This window comes from Paraburkholderia sp. RL17-383-BIF-A (genome assembly GCF_046028015.1).
Lineage (GTDB): Bacteria > Pseudomonadota > Gammaproteobacteria > Burkholderiales > Burkholderiaceae > Paraburkholderia.
The window spans coordinates 101,506-117,912 of the sequence record NZ_JARESR010000015.1 but is presented as its reverse complement, the minus strand read 5'-3'; the positions used below and the strand labels follow the sequence as shown (position 1 = coordinate 117,912).

Sequence of the window (16,407 nt, the reverse complement as noted above, 5' to 3'; positions counted from 1 at the left end):
AGCGGTCAGTCAACCTGCTCGACGGAAAATGTGGGTGACATGGTGGCTGGTGAGGGCCTTTCCGGCGCTGGCGCAAGCGCATACGTGCATTGGAAAGCGAGCGCCGCGATGGGTAGCGCGCTCACGTCGACGAGGTCGATCTCGATGCGGGTGATCGTTTGTTTCGACGCAAAGGCGTCGAGCCATAACGCGGAAAGGCGCGGCAGCACATGTTGTTCGATGAAGCCGATCAGCACGCGAGCCCCGGTTTCCTGAACAAGGCACCTGCCGACGATGTAGTCCACCACTTGCCGGCTGTACGCGAGCGCCATGTCGTGAACGTCAGCCATGCGTCTGGCAACGCGCTTCAGATGGAGCCGCACGATGCGCGCAAGCGATTCGTGCGCGAGAGGCCGGTAAGGCACCACGGTGACGCGGCCGAGAAATGCCGGGGGAAATGCCTTGAGCAATTCGGGTCTGAGGGCTTCGCGCAATTGGTTTGCATCGGGTGAGCGCGACGCATCGGCGCACAGCATGGCCGTGAGTTCCGACCCAGTGTTGCTGGTGAGCAGAATCGTCGTATTGCGGAAATCGATGTAGCGGCCGTCTCCGTCTTCCATATAGCCCTTGTCGAAGACCTGGAAGAACACTTCATGCACGTCGCGATGAGCCTTCTCGATTTCGTCGAGCAAGACCACCGAATAAGGGCGGCGCCGCACGGCCTCGGTGAGCACGCCTCCCTCGCCGTAACCGACATAGCCGGGCGGGGCGCCTTTCAGTCCGGAAACGCTATGGGCCTCCTGATACTCGCTCATATTGACGGTGATCAGGTTCTGCTCGCCGCCGTAGAGCGCCTCCGCGAGGGCGAGGGCGGTTTCGGTCTTGCCCACACCGGAGGGTCCGGCAAGCAGGAAGACGCCCAGCGGTTTCTTCGGATCCGTGAGCCCGGCGCGGGCGGTTTGCACCCGTTCGCCGATCTGACGCAAGGCGTCGGACTGCCCGATCACGCGCGCTTCGAGCGTGGCTGGCAGCGACTGCACGGCGGCCACTTCGTCGGTGACCATGCGGCCGACGGGAATGCCCGTCCAGTCCGACACAACCTGGGCGACGATCGCCTCGCTCACGTCCGCGAACACCAGTGGCGCATCGCCCTGCAATTGCGTGAGGGCGTGCTCCAGATCTTTGAGCGTGTGAAGCGATGCGCGCGCCTCCATGCTCGTGTCCGCGCGTGGCACGCAGCTATCGACGCCGAACGCATCACGAGCGGTGAGCAAGGCCTGCGCCGCTGCGAGCTGCGCTTTCCAGCGGGCTTCGATGCTCCCTTCAACGGCGACGAACTCATCGACGCGCGTCTGGGCCGCCGTCAGTGCGCGGCCGGGGTCCAGCCCGATACGCGATTCCGCGGTGAGCAACTCGCTTTCGACGCGTGCCGCCCGTACGCGCTGACGCACGTCCTGCAACTCTCGCGGAGGTGCGTGCAGGGAAAGTGCGACACGCGCGCACGCGGTGTCGAGAAGACTGATGGCTTTGTCCGGCAGTTGCCGTGACGGGAGATAGCGATGCGACAGCGTCACGGCCGCGCGGATCGCCTCGTCGCGCACGACGACATCGTGATGCCGCGAGAAGGTCTTTGCGAGGCCGCGCACCATATCGATAGCGGCCGGTTCTTCCGGTTCCCGCACCTGCAGAACCTGGAAACGCCGGGTGAGCGCCGGATCTTTTTCGATGTGGCTCTTGTACTCCGCCCAGGTCGTGGCGCCGATCGTGCGAATCGCGCCACGCGCAAGCGCGGGTTTCAGCAGATTGGCAGCGTCGCCAGTGCCTGTCTGACCGCCCGCACCGATCAGCGTGTGGATTTCGTCGATGAACAGGATCACGGGCACCGCCGAATTCAGCGCGGCCTCCAGCACGCCCCTCAAACGGGACTCGAATTCGCCCTTCATGCTCGCGCCGGCGAGCAGCGCGCCCACGTCGAGCGTCAGCAAGCGCACGCCCACCAGTTTGGGCGGCACGTCGCCGGTGGCGATGGCGCACGCAAGTCCCTCCACGACGGCAGTCTTGCCGACGCCCGCTTCGCCAGTCAGCAACGGATTGTTTTGCCGACGGCGCAGCAGCACGTCGATCATCGTGCGAATTTCCAGCTCGCGCCCGATGACCGGATCAATTTCGCCGTTGTGCGCACGCGCGGTCAGGTCCGTGCAGAACTGTTCGAGCGGCGAAGCTTTTGATTGCGCGGCAATTGCATGCGAGGTCTCGCCTGGCACGGCCGGTGAGAAATCGCTGTTGTCGTAGGGTGCTTCAGCGGTTTCTGGGGATGCGTCTATGGATGCCAGCAGAGATGCGTTCAGACCTTCGGCGGTTAGTCTGGCGAACGCCGGTGAGATGCAAAGCAGCACACGCCGCAATTCCACCGTCTGTACGAGTGCCGCGACGAGCCATGCGCTGCGAATGCGCCGGTCATTGAAGCTGAGCGTGGCCAAGACCCAGGCTCGCTCGATCGCCATTTCGACGTGATGCGAGAAATCGCTGATCGAACTGGCACCTGCGGGTAGTGCGGCGAGCGCGCTTGCCATGTCACGATCGAGCGCTTCCCGGTCGATACCACAGTGCCGCGCAATCCGATGCAGGTCCGAGTCGGGCTGTTGCAGCAGTTGATGCAGCCAATGCACGAGTTCGATATACGGATTGCCGCGCAGCTTGCAGAAGACGGTGGCGGACTCGATGCTTTTGTATAGCGTAGTTCCGAGCTTGCCGAAGAGCGCCTGTCGCGTAGTCGTCATGGGGTTTCTCTGCGTCGCTGTCATGCGTTTTCGTGCTTTCGCTCGTTGTCGGGCGAAGCAATTGCGGATCGGCCCAAATCAATCTGGGATCAATCTGAAAATAGGGCTGCGGGCTATTCGATCCATTGCGGATCAATCAAATTGCAATTCTTAAGTCATGATATTTTTTTAAGTGAAATAAAATCGTCAGGATTGTATTAAGCACCTGACTTGATTCATCCGTCAATTGATGTCTGTCGAAATAGATTGAAAATGGATGACGTTGTGAAAATTCCGAGTCGGATTGGGATTGTTCTTCACGAAAGTGTTATTTTTTGATTCTATTGTGCATATAAGTGATTGTTTTTATGGGGATTGATGTATTTGCACCAATGTCTTGAAATTACGGGAGAGTCGTGAAAATATGTGAAATACCGTGCCCTGAAAGATTTTTATCCTAATTTTTATCAAAAAAATAAGAGGTAGCGGTGAAATAGAATTTCATTCTTTTTGAAATGGACTGATGCCCGGGATTCGTGTTTAGAATGAGACTCCCGCCAATCAGGAAAGCACGGGCAATGACATGTGGGTGAGAAGATTTATCAGGCGTGAAGTGAGGGTGTCCCCGCGCATTGAAGCGTGCCCGACACAAACGGAACGCAAACTGCCGGGAGATAGGCGCCTTGCACATCAGACCGTCGACGATCATCTGCGCGCCCCCGAATACGATTCCGAGTACCGCAAAGACGAAGATCTGCTTGGCAGCAGCGCGATATTCGGCCTGATCGGTGCCGCCCTGGCGTCTGATACCGGCGAGTCGCGGCGAGATCGCAGCGAAGCAAGCAGCGGTATCGACGATCTGATCGAAACGTTGCACGAGCAGTACCGGCGCGTCCTTTGCGATCCCCATGCGTCTCTGTCTGGAGGTTGGGAATGGCAATCCGCCCTTTCAGCCGGCATGCATCCGGCTTCGCACTACGAGGCGCAATCCGCTGCACGGACGCCGCACATCGCGTCGATCGAAGCACTTGTGTCCGGGGCGCGTTTCATGGAAGACGCGTTCGGCCCGTTCGCGGCGGACCTGGAAGCTGACTTCGGCGCGGCGGAGTCGGTGCCCGAAATCCTCGGTCTTTTCGCACCGGAGGCATCCCTCGCCGCGGCCGAACGGCGCGCGCGCGTGTTGCAGCCCGCGCTGGCACGACGGGACCACCATGCGTTGGGTCTGGACAGCCCGTTGCCGGCCCCACGTTCAATGACACACGAAGAGACTCGATGACCGCATATCTATCCCGCAGCAACAAGACAGAGTGGCAGCAAGGCGCCGCAGATGGACAGGCCTAAGGCGCCTGCTTCGGGGGCCGTGCAACGCGAGGCGCGTTCCGCGCGCGAAGGCGCCGCCACGCCCCGACGAGCGAGCGCGCATCTGTTGCCAACGTTGCTCGACCGTCTGCGTGACGATGCGCCGCGCAGGCACACGGAAGCGCCCAGTGAATACACGGTGACCCGTTCGCAGATGCGCGACATCGTGCAGCGCGATCTGGCATTCCTGCTCAATACGACCAGCATGGAGGATCTGATCGATCGCGAGCGATATCCGCATGTGGCTTCGTCGACGGTGAATTTCGGCGTGCCGCCGCTTGCGGGGGCCTTCACGGCAACGCGCAAATGGGAACACATCGAGAAGATCATCCGGTCCGCGATCAACGAGTTCGAGCCACGGCTTATCGCCGAATCACTCAGCATTGCGCCGCTCGCCGGTGTCGATGCCGAGGTTCACTACAACGTGCTGGCATTCGAGGTCCGCGGCATGATTCGCATGGATCCGTATCCGCTCGAATTCATGGTGCAGAGTTCGCTCGACCTGGAAACGAGTCAACTGAACGTCACTGGAATGCGCGCGGGCTGAGCGTGATCCTGTATCTAGGGAGATGCACGAAGAACAACCGCAAGTGCCGATGGCCAAGCGGGATGAAGGTCAATGATGAGCAAAAGCAGAAAACAACCTGTCCAGAACGTAGGGACAACGAAAGCACCTGTGCCTCACAACTGGATGACCCCGGTCGACTCCGCGGCACCGTGCGGCTTCGGCCTCGAATACGACCCGGAATTCGTCGTTCTCGCGGCGAACATGACCACGAGGCTGGACGCCCAATACGGCGATTTCGTGGGATCGCCGGAGCCCGTCAACTGGAGCGACGTCGATCGCGATTGCCGCCGTTTGATGATGCGCAGCAAGGACATGCGTCTCGCCGTGCTGTTCACGCGCTGCCGCACCCGGCTCACCGGTGCGGCGGGACTCGCCGAGGGCGTGGGCCTGCTCGCCGCGTGGCTCGCGGCTTTTGCGGATCAGATTCACCCGCAGCCCGGCGTCGACGCGGATCGCGAGGCCGCGCTCGAAATCCGCATGAACGCATTGCAGGCCCTGACCGACGTGGATGGTCTGCTTGCGGATGTGCGAGAAATCGCGTTGACGAAGTCGACTGCCACGCGCCTTCAGGTGCGCGACATTGAGCGTGCGTTTGCTTATCCCCGTCTAAACGATGCGCTTGCGCCGGAATCGGTGACGCGGCAACTCGACGATCTGCGCTCACAGCAGCAGGGCACGTTGACGGGCTTCGACGAGGCGCTCGTCAGCCTCGCCGCGATCGACGCATGGAGCCGCGAGCACCTGGGCGTCCACGCGCCGAATCTTTCGGCGCTGACCCGGTTGCTCCAGCATGTTGCGCGAGATGGTGCGTACGCGGACAAAAGGAAAGCGGACATCGCTATGAGTGACCCGCCGACCATCGAACGCGGCGTGGATGAAGCGCCTCCCGATTCGTTGGCCGGGCATGAAGGGGAGTCGGCGCGCGGGAACGTCGATGTGATGGCAGGTGAGAGCGGCGGCACGCCACTTACCGATCGCCACACCGCTCGCGAGCTAATCAGGCAGGCCCGTGAGTGGTTTGAGAAAAACGAACCGAGCAGTCCGGTTCCTTTGCTGCTCGGGCGCGTCGAGCGACTTGTGGGTAAGCGCTATGCGGAGGTGGTCAAGGCCATTCCCGCTGAACTGCTTGTTCAATGGGAGAGCGAGGGGTGAGCGCCCCACGTGGGAGCGGCGGCGCAGGCCGCCTGAACAAATCAAATAGACATCGGTACGCTTCGCCACGAAGTAGTCGATACGCGAAGCGAATTGATGATAGGTCGCTCCCGTCATGCCCTTCACCGAGCTTCCTTTTGTATAGTCGTATGCGAGTCCGCATAGCCGCCGACACACCGCACGCAACCCTCCGCCCACTAGCATGAGCGGCCACGCCGCACCCATGAAGAAGGCGCGAATCATCGCGCCTTTTTTTCGCCCGTGCATCCGGTGCACTCGGGCCGACCCGTGATCTGTCAACTCCAGTGCGCATTGTCATGCGGCGCGCATTAGTCGCATTGCTTTTCCGACTTATCCCATGTACGCCGCTGCCGGCCTCCACAGATGATTTTGTGCCTGCAGTGGCTAAGCCGCTGCAGCAGCACCGGTGGCTTGGCTCGCCGGTCGCCTTCGTCTATTTCATGGAGTCGTGGAAATGTCGGATCAGGAACGTAAAGGCACGTTTTTATCACTTCGTCACTGTAGGCACGCTCACCGGGCACGGCGGGCGTGTCACCACCGGGCGGTCTATCACGCTGGCCGGGCTGCCCCTTGCGTGTGTCGGAGATATCGTGACATACAGCGACGGCGCGCGTGCCGTGATCAACGACAGTCCGCATCGCAGTTGCACACATCCACCCTGTTCGTGCCGCTCGATGAGCATGGCAACCAGCTTCAACTTCAGTGAGGGTGTGCAGGTATGAAACGACGCATAGCAGTTGTGGGCGACACCTTGAGCGGCGGGGGCGAGGTTCTTGACTATGTGCAGGGCACCGGCTTTCGCTTTCACGGCCATAAGGCCGCACTACTCGGCAAGGAAGCATTCTGTCTGACGTGCAAAAGCACCGGGATACTCGCGAAAGCGGGCGGCCCGTATCGGCTTCAATACGAGACGACGCACCATGTGGCACTCGATGGAGATATCGTTCTGTGCCAGTGTTCAACCCCACCGCGCGTCACTGCGAGTCTGGCAGGAGAGTCGTGGTGCGAGGACCGCGATTATGAATACGCGCGACGCGTGGAGCTTGATGGTGAGCACGCGTCCCAAGTCGAGTATGCACATCAACGCCACGATGAGCAGTTTGCGCTTGTTGACGCCGCACATAACGTAGTCCCTGACACGCCTTACACCGTGTTTCTACCTTCGGGCGAACGGATTCACGGCATGACCGATTCGCGCGGACGAACCCGGCGCTATCAAACGGACAGCGCGCAATCCATCAAGATTTACCTTGGACACAGATAGGAGGTTTGATGCCGGATGCACTTGGGACAGCAATAACGAACACCAATTCTAATTCGTGTGTGATCGTACGGACGGATCGGCTTTGCAAGCCGTGGCGAATCTCTCAGGCGGGAATCGGTTTTATTGAAGCATGGGAGGCTTTCCGGCCACATCTATACGACAACGATGGCGGTGGGCGCGGTGGAAATACAACTATTGGCTTCGGGCACCTGGTTCATATGGGTCCGATATCGGGTGTATCCTCTGAAGCCCCTTTTTTGAGGGGTATATCGTTGGAGCGTGCGCACCAATTAATGCATCAGGATTTGATAGACCCTGAACGGATCGTGAATCAACGCATAAATGTTCCGCTCTTTCAATACGAGTACGATGCATTAGTCGATTTTGTTTATAATTTGCGCAGTCACAATGAGGGACTTTTGCATCTCGTAAACACCGGCCACTACGACCAGGTGCCAGCAAAGTTTTTGGAATATTCGTGGGCAGGCGACGTACAACCGCGTGGCATTTTAAGGCGGCGCCGTGCAGAGGGAAACATGTTCAAGGATGGGAATTACGATGCGAGCCATTAAAGCAATCATTGTAGCGACTGGCTTTGCCTTTGCCACGTCTGCATTTGCTGACGCGGCTTGTGAGAAACACGCTAAAAAGCGTAATGATTTTCTCGAATGTACAAAAGCTGACGCAGACAAGATGCTTTTTGACTCGAAAAGTCTATATCTTAGAATTAGAGAGCAAGCCAAAGGAGACAGGCGGGCCGCGATAGACCAAAATTATCAGATATGGAAAGACAAGCTTGAATCAGATTGCACAGTGTTAGGCTATTCATTCAATGGGTGGGGGGGAGACTACACGCCGGATACTGATTTCCAGATTGCAGAATGTCGAAAGACCATCGCGACTCAGGAATTTGAGTTTTATAAACGGCTCACATGCCCCGGCGATATGGAAACGTCTCCAGTTCCAAAGTGTGCGGCCATAAAAAAGGCGCTTGACGAGAGCCGATAGAAAAACACGATCCCCGCTACGGCGGGGATTTTTATTGGAACGAAGACCTGCGTGAAAACCGATGAGGCATGGCATCCCCTTGTCAAATGGAAGTAGTCTTTAGGAGTTCTCTGATGTCATACATGTCTGCCATGGGGATAAGTTTGCATTTGTAGTGAGAGCTACATTTGCAAACGGCGCAAGCCACTCAATCAGAGAAAAACGATGACAAGCAGACGGTTATTTTTGCGTAATAGCGCATTATCTCTCGTGGGAATCACATCGCAAATTGCCCGCGCCACCCCCGAGTCGCCCCAGCTCCCTGCAACGTCGAACCACGGCTATGCGCTAACCAATGGCGCGAGCGCACTGAAGCGCGACGATGGGTCATGGATTTTTTGGGTTCGCATTATCAATTATGATAATCCTGATGATGATATTAACGCAAGTCTTGAGCTGGCAACTGATAGGGCATTCTCGCAAATCATCGAAAACCTTCCTTTTACTCTTACGAATTCACGATCTTTCATTGCCCAGCCGGTTTACACGCCAAAATCCGGAAGTTCGCAACTCTTTTATCGCTATGTGATCGGATCGAATCCTTCGACTTCTCGTTCGGTAAGTTCGGTCGTTAACTCAATTTCCCCATGGGATACTGAATCAAAGGCTGAATAACAAATGGAAAAAGTAGAGTTGGTGTTGCAATGGGTCGAAACGGGGTCGAATTCGATGGGATCTTATCAGGCGTTCATGTCTGCAGGAAATAGTCCAAGCGACTCGCTGTCAATAATCCAGAACGGCAGCAATCTGATTGCGACCGTATCAAATGTCAGCAATATGCTGAAACCGATCCGCATCATTACTAACGGCTTGTCAGCCACGTCCGCACTAACCCGGATCGTGACTGACTGGAAAGACCCAAATAAAAGGGTTCAACCCGGGGATGTGCTAACTCTTGTCAGTGCGACTGGTACAATCGCCGTTACGCTACTTATATGGGCGGAAATTGGACCCGGCGCGGCAGCGGCAATTGGAGCACTCGCCCTTGCTGCTGACTTGCAGTCTTCGTTTCAACCGTATGTGAGTGCCGCTAAGGTATGGCTTGGAGCTGCATTGTCGAAGACGCTGCAGCTTTCAAAACCAGCATCCATTGCCAGCGCATCGCTTTATTGGGGAAGCGTCAACCACGGGAACGGGTATAACCTTTACACATATGATGAGATAATGTCCGGTAAAGGTCTATTCGTCTATCTGAGTGATAGCATGACAGCGCCGGGTTTGATAAGAATCTCTGGAACCCCAGTGCCGGGTAGTTTTACACCGGTAGCAGACTCCCTATATAAGCAGAGTTACTGCCGGGCGCTGTATGACGAGAGGGGAGGCTCGGACCTTACCAGCTGGATGAATTATTGTCAGAGTACTATGTTCCGATGAAGACGCCTGCAATGCCACTCAGTATTCGAGCTGCCATCGTCGCTTTTTTTCTTGCCTTTCTATGTGAGGTATCGGTAGAAGGCGTTTTGTTATGGAGTCTGCCTTTAAAGCCGACAGGATGGGTCGCTATAATCGCAAGCCTTATAGCTAATCCGTTGGCACTGGTGTATGCAATGAAACGCCGAAAATGGGCCTTTGATCTTCTCAAGTGGATCGCAGCGTTTAGCATTGTATGGACCGTGTCCGGTGGACCCTATCTTTCGGTATTAGGCGTGTGGTCTATCGCTCTTATTGCGCTTTGCGTATGGCTTCGCGTTCTAGCGTTTATCATGCTACGGCGCGAGTCGGCGAGAGAGTGGATCGACTCCGCTATGGCGGCACGCCACCTGTAGCGCAGGACAAGGGACGAATCTGCGCCGCGGATATTGACGCCCGCTTCGTGCGGGCGTCTTTACGTAGTTTCTCAAGGGTCGCTTTCGCAGGAGCGGGAATCGATCCTCTCGGCACTCAAGGCTTCAGCAGCCTGTAAACAGTCAGGGATTTACGCAACGACAGAAGTGACCACGCATTGAGCAGGCCGACTGAACAAATCCAGAAAATCATCCGGCCTGTACCCGTTTCAGCGCTTACCTGCCTGATGGACAGCAGCACTCCAAGCAGCACACTGAACACACATAGCGCGATTTGGTGCCCAGGTGAATTGACGCCGTAAATCTCACCCGTTGCGTGATTAAGCCAACCTACCAACGTTTGCCAGTTTTCCGTATCGCGCAGTACCGCAGTCACCACCATGCCGTTTTCGAGTCGGGGCGCACCGTCTATCTGTACAGCATAGTGACGTTTTCCCTCGACCGTCACGTTAAAAGCCAGTCTCACTATTCTCGATCCATACCTATCTTTCTCTGCGACTATCCCGCTGATATTTTCAAGTGTGACTGTAATTGCGTGGTAGGTCATAGGCGGGTCATGCTTCAGGCGGATCAGAAGGACACCAAATATAACCCGCTCGCCATCCTGTATTTCCTTCTACTCATCCGCCAATGTCGGATCAAGATCTTCGCGCTAAAGATGTGTTCACCGGCTGGCACGTACAGCCGCACGCGCTCGCTTTGCGCTTCCGGCACCAAAAAATGAGCTATCGCGCGTGTTGCCGCCCTGCATCAACAGACCGCCGCGCGTTTGACGCGATGGAAGTTGCGATCGAAGTAGATCAGTCCGTCGCCATCCGTTCGCACGCTAATGCGCGTGGTCTTCACGAACATCACCGAATGCGAGCCGACTTTCTTCAGATCGACGATCTCGCCTTGCAGGCTGGCCAGCGCGTCACGCAAGACCGGCACACCATGTGCGCCTTCATCCCAGATCGGCCAGCCGAAGCGTTCTTCCATCGGCACCTGGGTCATGCCGGCGAAGTGGCGTGCCAGCAACTCGTGCTCGCCCGGCAGTACGTTGATGCAAACGTGCCGGTTGCGCTGGAAGGTCGCGTGCATCGCGCTCGATCGGTTCAGGCAGACGAGCAGCGTGGGCGGCGTATCGGTAACGGAGCACACGGCGCTCGCGGTCACGCCGCAACGTCCGTGCGGTCCGGCTGTCGTGACGACATGCACGGCCGCGCAGAGATGCGCCATGGCCTGACGGAATTGCTGTCTGGCGTGCGGGTGGGCTTCGGCGTCGGGAGTCGCTTGCTGAGTCGGCGTCATGGGTTGGCGTCCTGATGCGGGTGTCGAGTGATTGGATTCAAGCGTACTCAATCGCGTAGTGAAAAAGAATCCGCGCGAGCGGCAGGCGGACAGGCGTGTTTCCCAGGCTGTCTAAAGGTTTCCCCAGTGCGTCGACTAACGTTGATAACGTTGAGTGAACGGGCCATGATTCACCGGTCTTTTCAGGGTAACTATCGCTTTGCAGCGCCTTTTCCACTGGTTATGATGAACTCGCTTTTACGTGTCGAATCGCCTCCCTACGTCCACATGTCCCAGTCGCCGCAGTCCGCCACTTCACCCGCACCGATCGTCTATATCGTCGACGACGACAGTGGCATGCGCACGTCGCTCGCCTGGTTGCTCGAATCGGTTGGCGTGAAGTCGATGGGCTTCGCCAGTGCCGGCGAGTTTCTCGGTGCGTTCGATCCGGCGGTGCCGGCCTGTCTCGTGCTCGACGTGCGCATGCCGGAACACAGCGGCTTCGATGTGCAAGCGGAATTGAACCGTCGAGGTGCGACATTGCCGACCATTTTCGTCAGCGGTCACGGCGACATTCCGATGTCGGTGCGCGCGTTGCAAAACGGCGCGATCGATTTCGTCGAGAAGCCATATAACTCGCAGCAGATGCTCGATCGCGCGCAACGCGCGCTAAAGCTTGCCGCGCAACGTCATTTCGCCGGCCAGAAGCAGCGCGAACTGCGCAAGCGGATCGACTCGCTCACCGCGCGCGAAAAAGAAGTGCTGCGCGGCGTGATCGACGGCAAAGGCAGCAAGCGCATCGCCGGCGATCTGTCGATCAGCGTGAAGACCGTCGACGTGCATCGCGCGAGCATCAAGGATAAGCTCGGCGCGGCATCGATCGCCATGCTGGTGCGCGAGGTGATGGCAGTGTGGGATCAGGATGCGGCCGCTGTCGGCATGCCGCGTTGATGCATGCCGCTGCGGCGTGAATTGCATTGAATAGGCGTGAGAGTGTGGCTGAGCCTCAACGCATGAACAGCCCGCCATTCACGTCCCAGCACGCGCCGTTCGCGAAGTAAGCATTGTCCGCGGCGAGCAACACGGCAACGTCGGCGACGTAATCCGCCGAGCCCAGACGTCCTGCGGGAATAGTCGAGATCACCGCCTTCAGTTTGTCGGGCGCGACGCTTTCATGCACGATCGGCAGATCCATCGGTCCAGGCGAGATCGCATTGACGGTCACACCCGCAGCGCCGAGATCGCGCGCGAAGACCTTGGTGAGCGTGATTACGCCCCCTTTCGCAGCCGCATAGTGAGCACCGGTTGCCGAACCGCCATTCTGTCCCGCGAGCGACGCGATATTGACAATACGGCCCGCGCCCGCGTCGGCGAAATGCTGGCCGAACACCTGGCAACCGAACAGCACGCTGCGCAAATTCACGTTGATGACCTGATCGAATTGCTCCGCGGTAATGTCCATCACAGGCACGACTTTGGAGGCGCCCGCGTTATTGACCAGCGCGTCGATACGACCCCAGCGCTGAAGGATCGCGTCGCGCGCCGTGGTGAAAGCGGCTTTCGCGGTGACATCGAGATTCAGCGCGATTGCGGTGGAACCGTCGGCGCTCAGATCGCGCGCAAGGGCTTGCGCTGCATCGAATGCGATATCGCCGATGGCGACCGCGTAGCCCGCAGAATGAAAACGCGTGGCGATCGCCGCGCCCAGACCGCGCGCGGCGCCGGTGACAAGGACAACTCTTTTCTGCATCGCTTCCACTCCTGATAAAACGGCCGCTACTGCAGCGGCCTGATGCATCGCTCAGGCGGCGAGGGCGGCTTCGAAACGCGCCGCGATCGCGCACACCTGTTCATCCTGCCCCTTGCGTCCGACAATCTGCAATCCGGCCTTGAGTGGCGATCCCTTGATAGGCAGCGGCAGGCTCAACGCGGGATGGCCGCTCAGATTGAACGGCCGGATCAGTGACGACATGGCGATGACCGACTTCCCGCCGCGCGCTTCTTCGAGCGTGATAGGAAGCGCGGGCAGCGTCGGCAGAATCAGCACGTCGGCGTTGTCGAGCGCGCGGTCGACTGCCGCCGTGAACTGGCGGCGCACCTGTTCCGCTGCGTCGAGTTGCGCGGCGGTGGTGTGGGCTGCCGCACGCAGGCGCGCGTCGAGATCCGCGCCGATTTTTCCGGTTGCCACCAGGTGACCGAATGCGCGCGAGGTCTCGGCATTGATCACGGCTAGGCCCGCGTCGAATGCGGCTGCAAGACCCGCGAGCGGCAGCGTGTGCGCAGTGCAGTCGGCCATATCGGCCGCGTGTGCGACGGCTGCGAGGATATCGGGCGCCGCGTCGACTTGCACGACGCCGACTTTGCACGGGCCTTGCCATGCGTGCGCGGCATTCGCATCGAAGTCCGCTGCGATAGCGAGCATCGCGGCAGCGAGCGTTCGCATGTCGCGTGCGAACGGCCCGACACAATCGAGCGTGGATTCACTCGGCGCGACGCCGAGCCGCGACACTCGCCCGAAGGTGGGCTTCAGACCGATCACGCCGCAACATGCGGCGGGCCCGCGAATCGAGCCGCCGGTATCGGTGCCGAGCGCGGCGTCGACAAGTTTCAGTCCTACCGCGGCGGCCGACCCGCTCGACGAGCCACCCGGAATGCGCGCAGCGTCTTGCGGATTCTGCGGCGTGCCGGTGTAGTCGTTAATGCCGGTCATGCCGAAGGCCAGCTCATGCATGTTTGCCTTGCCGACAATGTGCCAGCCGGCCGCGAGCAGGCGCTCGACCACTTCCGCGTGGCGCTGCGCGGGCCGCGTGTCCGCCAGTGCGCGGCTCGCTGCCGTGGTGCGGTAGCCGGCGATATCGATCGTGTCCTTGATCGCGATGCTCGGACCCGTGTCGCCTAGCGAGAGGGTCTGGATAAACTCGTTCATGGGTTCGGTTTCCTTGCATTGACTTGCCACGGCGCGTCGAACAGGCGCTCCGTGCGAAAGTGCGTGATGAGCCAGTCGCGGCCATTGCCGGCAGGCGCGAAATCCACTTCAAGGCGCGCGGAGATCAGTTCGGCTTGCGCATCGACATAGCCGGACGCTTGCAGCATGATCCAGCGGCCTTTTGCATTCGCGCCCCGCACGTCGATGGTTTCCGATGTGAGGAAGTGCACGTTCACCGAGAAATGTGGCGAGGGCGGCAGGTAGCGCGTGAGCATCGCGAGGATTTCGCCGTGGCCGCTCAGGCGGCCGAACTTGCTCGCATACTGTGGGCCGATGCCTTCCCAGATCGCATCGGCGCTAAAGAGGGCCGCGAGCGTCTCGCCTTCGATTGCGCCGGACGGCACGTCGCACAGCGCCATATAGCGTGTCATCGTGCGGCGTACCGCGGATTCGGCTTCGAGCGCGGCGAGCCGTTGGGTCAACACCGCGAGTGTTTCGGGAGTGGCGCTCATCGCGTCACGCTCAGGCTGCATGGGCATGTTGCGGCGGCACCTGCAGCGCACGGCCGACACGCGCTTCGATCTTGCCGTAGCGCCACAGGTTGTATTCGCCCACGGGCGTGGTGCGATACAGATTGCACACGGCCACGGTGGTGTCGAAATCGCGCACGTCGGCCATGATGTAGAAGGTCCACGGCGAGTTGTCGGCATGACCCACGGTGAGGCGGTCGTCGTCCATGATGCCGAGCACCTTGACGCCTTCCATCGATTCGACCGCGGCCAGCATCTTGCCGTAGGCCTGCCAGACTTCACCGATCTGTTCGCGCGGCAGGTCGAAGAAATTCTGCGTGACGCCGCAGCAGAAGAGAACGCGCAGCGGCGGTGTTGAAGTATCGGACATGACGTGTTGCTCCTTGTAATCGTAGTCGTCTGGATGCTGATCAAGCGGAAAGTGGCCTACAGGTAGCCCGGAATCGGCGGCACGCCCACGAACACCGCGCCGGCGCCGTCGTAGTTGCCTTCGCCGAGAAACGCGTGCTGGGTCACGACCATCGAGTCGCGCATCAGACGTTGCAGCGGATGTGAGCGATAGATCGCCATCGTGCCGCCGAGGCGGTAAGCGCGCTGCACGACCTCGGCGCCTTCGCGCGCGATCTGCGTGGCCGCGAGCCGCAGCAGGCTCACCTGATCCGCACTGACGGCGTTGCCCGCGAGGATCGATTGCCAGACCTGATCGGTCGTGTCGTAGAAGAAGGCGCGCGCCGAGCGCAATTGCGCCTCGGCTTTCGCGAGTTCGATGCGGTAGTAGGCGCGGTCCGCGAGTTGCGGCGCGCCGGTCGTGGTCTTGCGGCCGCCGGCCATGTGGTTGGCGACATCCAGCGCGGCGCGGGCGAGGCCGAGGTTGACCACGGCGAGCACCTGCGCGGCGTAGGCGATCGTCGGGTAGCGATACAGCGGTTCATCCACGCAGGGTGCGCCGCCGCGCACGAAGGTCCAGTCGTCGGCAACGAACTGGTCGACGACGCGCAGATCGTGACTGCCGGTGCCCTGCATGCCGACCACGTCCCAGTTCTCGACGATCTCCACCTGCTGCGGACGGAACACGGCGGTGCGCGGTTTGCCGGCCGCACCTAAGCCGGCCGCACCTAAGCCGGCAGCACCTAAGCCGGCCGCACCGATCCCCACACCAAGCCAGTCGGCGCCCTTGCAGCCGCTCGCGAACTTCCATGTGCCGTTCACGCGCCAGCCGCCTTCAGCGGGTTGCGCCGGTTGCACGGGAAAGAGGCCGCCCGCGAACACCTGATCGGGGCCGCCGGCATAGATCTGCGCCTGGGTGTGCAGCGGCAGCGCTGCCAGGTAGACGTTCGCCGAACCGAAGCTCGCGACCCATGCCGCGGAGCCGTCCGCTGCCGCGATGCGCTCGATCATGTCGAGAAACACGGCCGGCGCGAGCGCGTCGCCGCCAAAACGCCGCGGCGTGGCAGCGCGATAGACGCCCGCGCGCTTGAGTTTGGCGATCACATCGCGCGGCACGTGCGAGAGGCGGTCGAACTCGTCGCGGCGCGTGGCGATCTCGGCGATTACTTCGTCGAGCGGCAGCGGCGCGCTGGTCGAAGTGATCGCGTGGTCGGCGGCAAGGGCGGTGGCGGTATCGGACATGTTGGGGCTTCTCCTTGATTCGTTATCGGCTGAAACTCGCGGTACGTTGGGCGCTAACAAACGAGCACAATCGAGCACAAACGAGCTGTGCAGGTTCAGACCAGTCTAGAAATGCAAAAA

At 59.7% G+C, this 16,407-nt stretch carries 18 protein-coding genes; 9 read left to right on the top strand and 9 right to left on the bottom strand.

Annotated elements, in window-relative coordinates; all coding sequences use genetic code 11:
• Positions 1 to 5 precede the first annotated feature (5 nt).
• Positions 6 to 2,759 (bottom strand): type VI secretion system ATPase TssH, encoded by a 2,754-nt coding sequence (gene tssH, locus P0D71_RS18840; protein ID WP_408481527.1) that lies wholly within the window; start codon positions 2,757 to 2,759, stop codon positions 6 to 8.
• Positions 2,760 to 3,195: 436 nt separating this feature from the next.
• Positions 3,196 to 3,648: a hypothetical protein gene (locus tag P0D71_RS18835; RefSeq protein ID WP_408481587.1), complete on the bottom strand. Its 453-nt coding sequence runs from the start codon at positions 3,646 to 3,648 to the stop codon at positions 3,196 to 3,198.
• Between P0D71_RS18835 and P0D71_RS18830 the strand changes: the two genes are divergently transcribed.
• The 8 genes from P0D71_RS18830 to P0D71_RS18795 all read left to right on the top strand — a co-directional run bounded on the left by P0D71_RS18830 (position 3,610) and on the right by P0D71_RS18795 (position 9,523).
• Complete coding sequence (locus tag P0D71_RS18830; protein WP_408481583.1) at positions 3,610 to 4,014, top strand: TagK domain-containing protein; 405 nt, start codon at positions 3,610 to 3,612, stop codon at positions 4,012 to 4,014. The genes P0D71_RS18835 and P0D71_RS18830 overlap by 39 nt on opposite strands.
• A 51-nt stretch (positions 4,015 to 4,065) precedes the next feature.
• On the top strand, positions 4,066 to 4,644 hold the full coding sequence (gene tssE, locus P0D71_RS18825) for a type VI secretion system baseplate subunit TssE (RefSeq protein ID WP_408481525.1): 579 nt from the start codon (positions 4,066 to 4,068) through the stop codon (positions 4,642 to 4,644).
• Positions 4,645 to 4,719: 75 nt separating this feature from the next.
• A complete protein-coding gene (locus tag P0D71_RS18820; RefSeq protein ID WP_408481581.1) occupies positions 4,720 to 5,817 on the top strand; it encodes a type VI secretion system protein TssA in 1,098 nt (365 codons plus the stop codon).
• A gap of 739 nt (positions 5,818 to 6,556) precedes the next feature.
• Complete coding sequence (locus P0D71_RS18815; protein ID WP_408186673.1) at positions 6,557 to 7,102, top strand: PAAR domain-containing protein; 546 nt, start codon at positions 6,557 to 6,559, stop codon at positions 7,100 to 7,102.
• Between the two features lie 8 nt (positions 7,103 to 7,110).
• Complete coding sequence (locus P0D71_RS18810) at positions 7,111 to 7,674, top strand: lysozyme (protein ID WP_408186674.1); 564 nt, start codon at positions 7,111 to 7,113, stop codon at positions 7,672 to 7,674.
• Entirely contained in the window at positions 7,661 to 8,110 is a 450-nt protein-coding gene (locus tag P0D71_RS18805; protein WP_091793913.1) for a hypothetical protein, read from the top strand. Before P0D71_RS18810 ends, P0D71_RS18805 begins: the two co-directional genes overlap by 14 nt.
• 204 nt (positions 8,111 to 8,314) lie before the next feature.
• Positions 8,315 to 8,764 (top strand): hypothetical protein, encoded by a 450-nt coding sequence (locus P0D71_RS18800; RefSeq protein ID WP_408186675.1) that lies wholly within the window; start codon positions 8,315 to 8,317, stop codon positions 8,762 to 8,764.
• Positions 8,765 to 8,767: 3 nt separating this feature from the next.
• Positions 8,768 to 9,523: a hypothetical protein gene (locus P0D71_RS18795; RefSeq protein ID WP_408481523.1), complete on the top strand. Its 756-nt coding sequence runs from the start codon at positions 8,768 to 8,770 to the stop codon at positions 9,521 to 9,523.
• 507 nt (positions 9,524 to 10,030) lie between these two features.
• Here P0D71_RS18795 and P0D71_RS18790 read toward each other — a convergent pair.
• A complete protein-coding gene (locus P0D71_RS18790; RefSeq protein ID WP_408481521.1) occupies positions 10,031 to 10,480 on the bottom strand; it encodes a hypothetical protein in 450 nt (149 codons plus the stop codon).
• Positions 10,481 to 10,683: 203 nt separating this feature from the next.
• A complete protein-coding gene (gene hpaC / locus P0D71_RS18785) occupies positions 10,684 to 11,223 on the bottom strand; it encodes a 4-hydroxyphenylacetate 3-monooxygenase, reductase component (RefSeq protein WP_408481520.1) in 540 nt (179 codons plus the stop codon).
• A gap of 267 nt (positions 11,224 to 11,490) precedes the next feature.
• Here hpaC and P0D71_RS18780 point away from each other — a divergent pair, with 267 nt between their 5' ends.
• Positions 11,491 to 12,153, top strand: coding sequence for a response regulator transcription factor (locus P0D71_RS18780; protein WP_408481519.1), 663 nt, complete (start codon positions 11,491 to 11,493; stop codon positions 12,151 to 12,153).
• Positions 12,154 to 12,208: 55 nt separating this feature from the next.
• Here P0D71_RS18780 and P0D71_RS18775 read toward each other — a convergent pair whose 3' ends face one another.
• From P0D71_RS18775 to P0D71_RS18755, 5 genes are read right to left on the bottom strand one after another with little or no spacing between them, the layout of a single operon-like run.
• On the bottom strand, positions 12,209 to 12,952 hold the full coding sequence (locus tag P0D71_RS18775) for an SDR family NAD(P)-dependent oxidoreductase (protein WP_408351024.1): 744 nt from the start codon (positions 12,950 to 12,952) through the stop codon (positions 12,209 to 12,211).
• A gap of 51 nt (positions 12,953 to 13,003) precedes the next feature.
• Positions 13,004 to 14,128, bottom strand: a complete 1,125-nt coding sequence (locus P0D71_RS18770) for an amidase (RefSeq protein WP_408481518.1) — start codon at positions 14,126 to 14,128, stop codon at positions 13,004 to 13,006.
• Complete coding sequence (locus P0D71_RS18765) at positions 14,125 to 14,640, bottom strand: nuclear transport factor 2 family protein (RefSeq protein WP_408481517.1); 516 nt, start codon at positions 14,638 to 14,640, stop codon at positions 14,125 to 14,127. The genes P0D71_RS18770 and P0D71_RS18765 overlap by 4 nt, the downstream gene beginning before the upstream one ends.
• 10 nt (positions 14,641 to 14,650) lie before the next feature.
• On the bottom strand, positions 14,651 to 15,028 hold the full coding sequence (locus tag P0D71_RS18760; protein WP_007181824.1) for a hypothetical protein: 378 nt from the start codon (positions 15,026 to 15,028) through the stop codon (positions 14,651 to 14,653).
• Positions 15,029 to 15,084: 56 nt separating this feature from the next.
• A complete protein-coding gene (locus P0D71_RS18755) occupies positions 15,085 to 16,287 on the bottom strand; it encodes an acyl-CoA dehydrogenase family protein (RefSeq protein WP_408481516.1) in 1,203 nt (400 codons plus the stop codon).
• Positions 16,288 to 16,407: the final 120 nt, after the last annotated feature.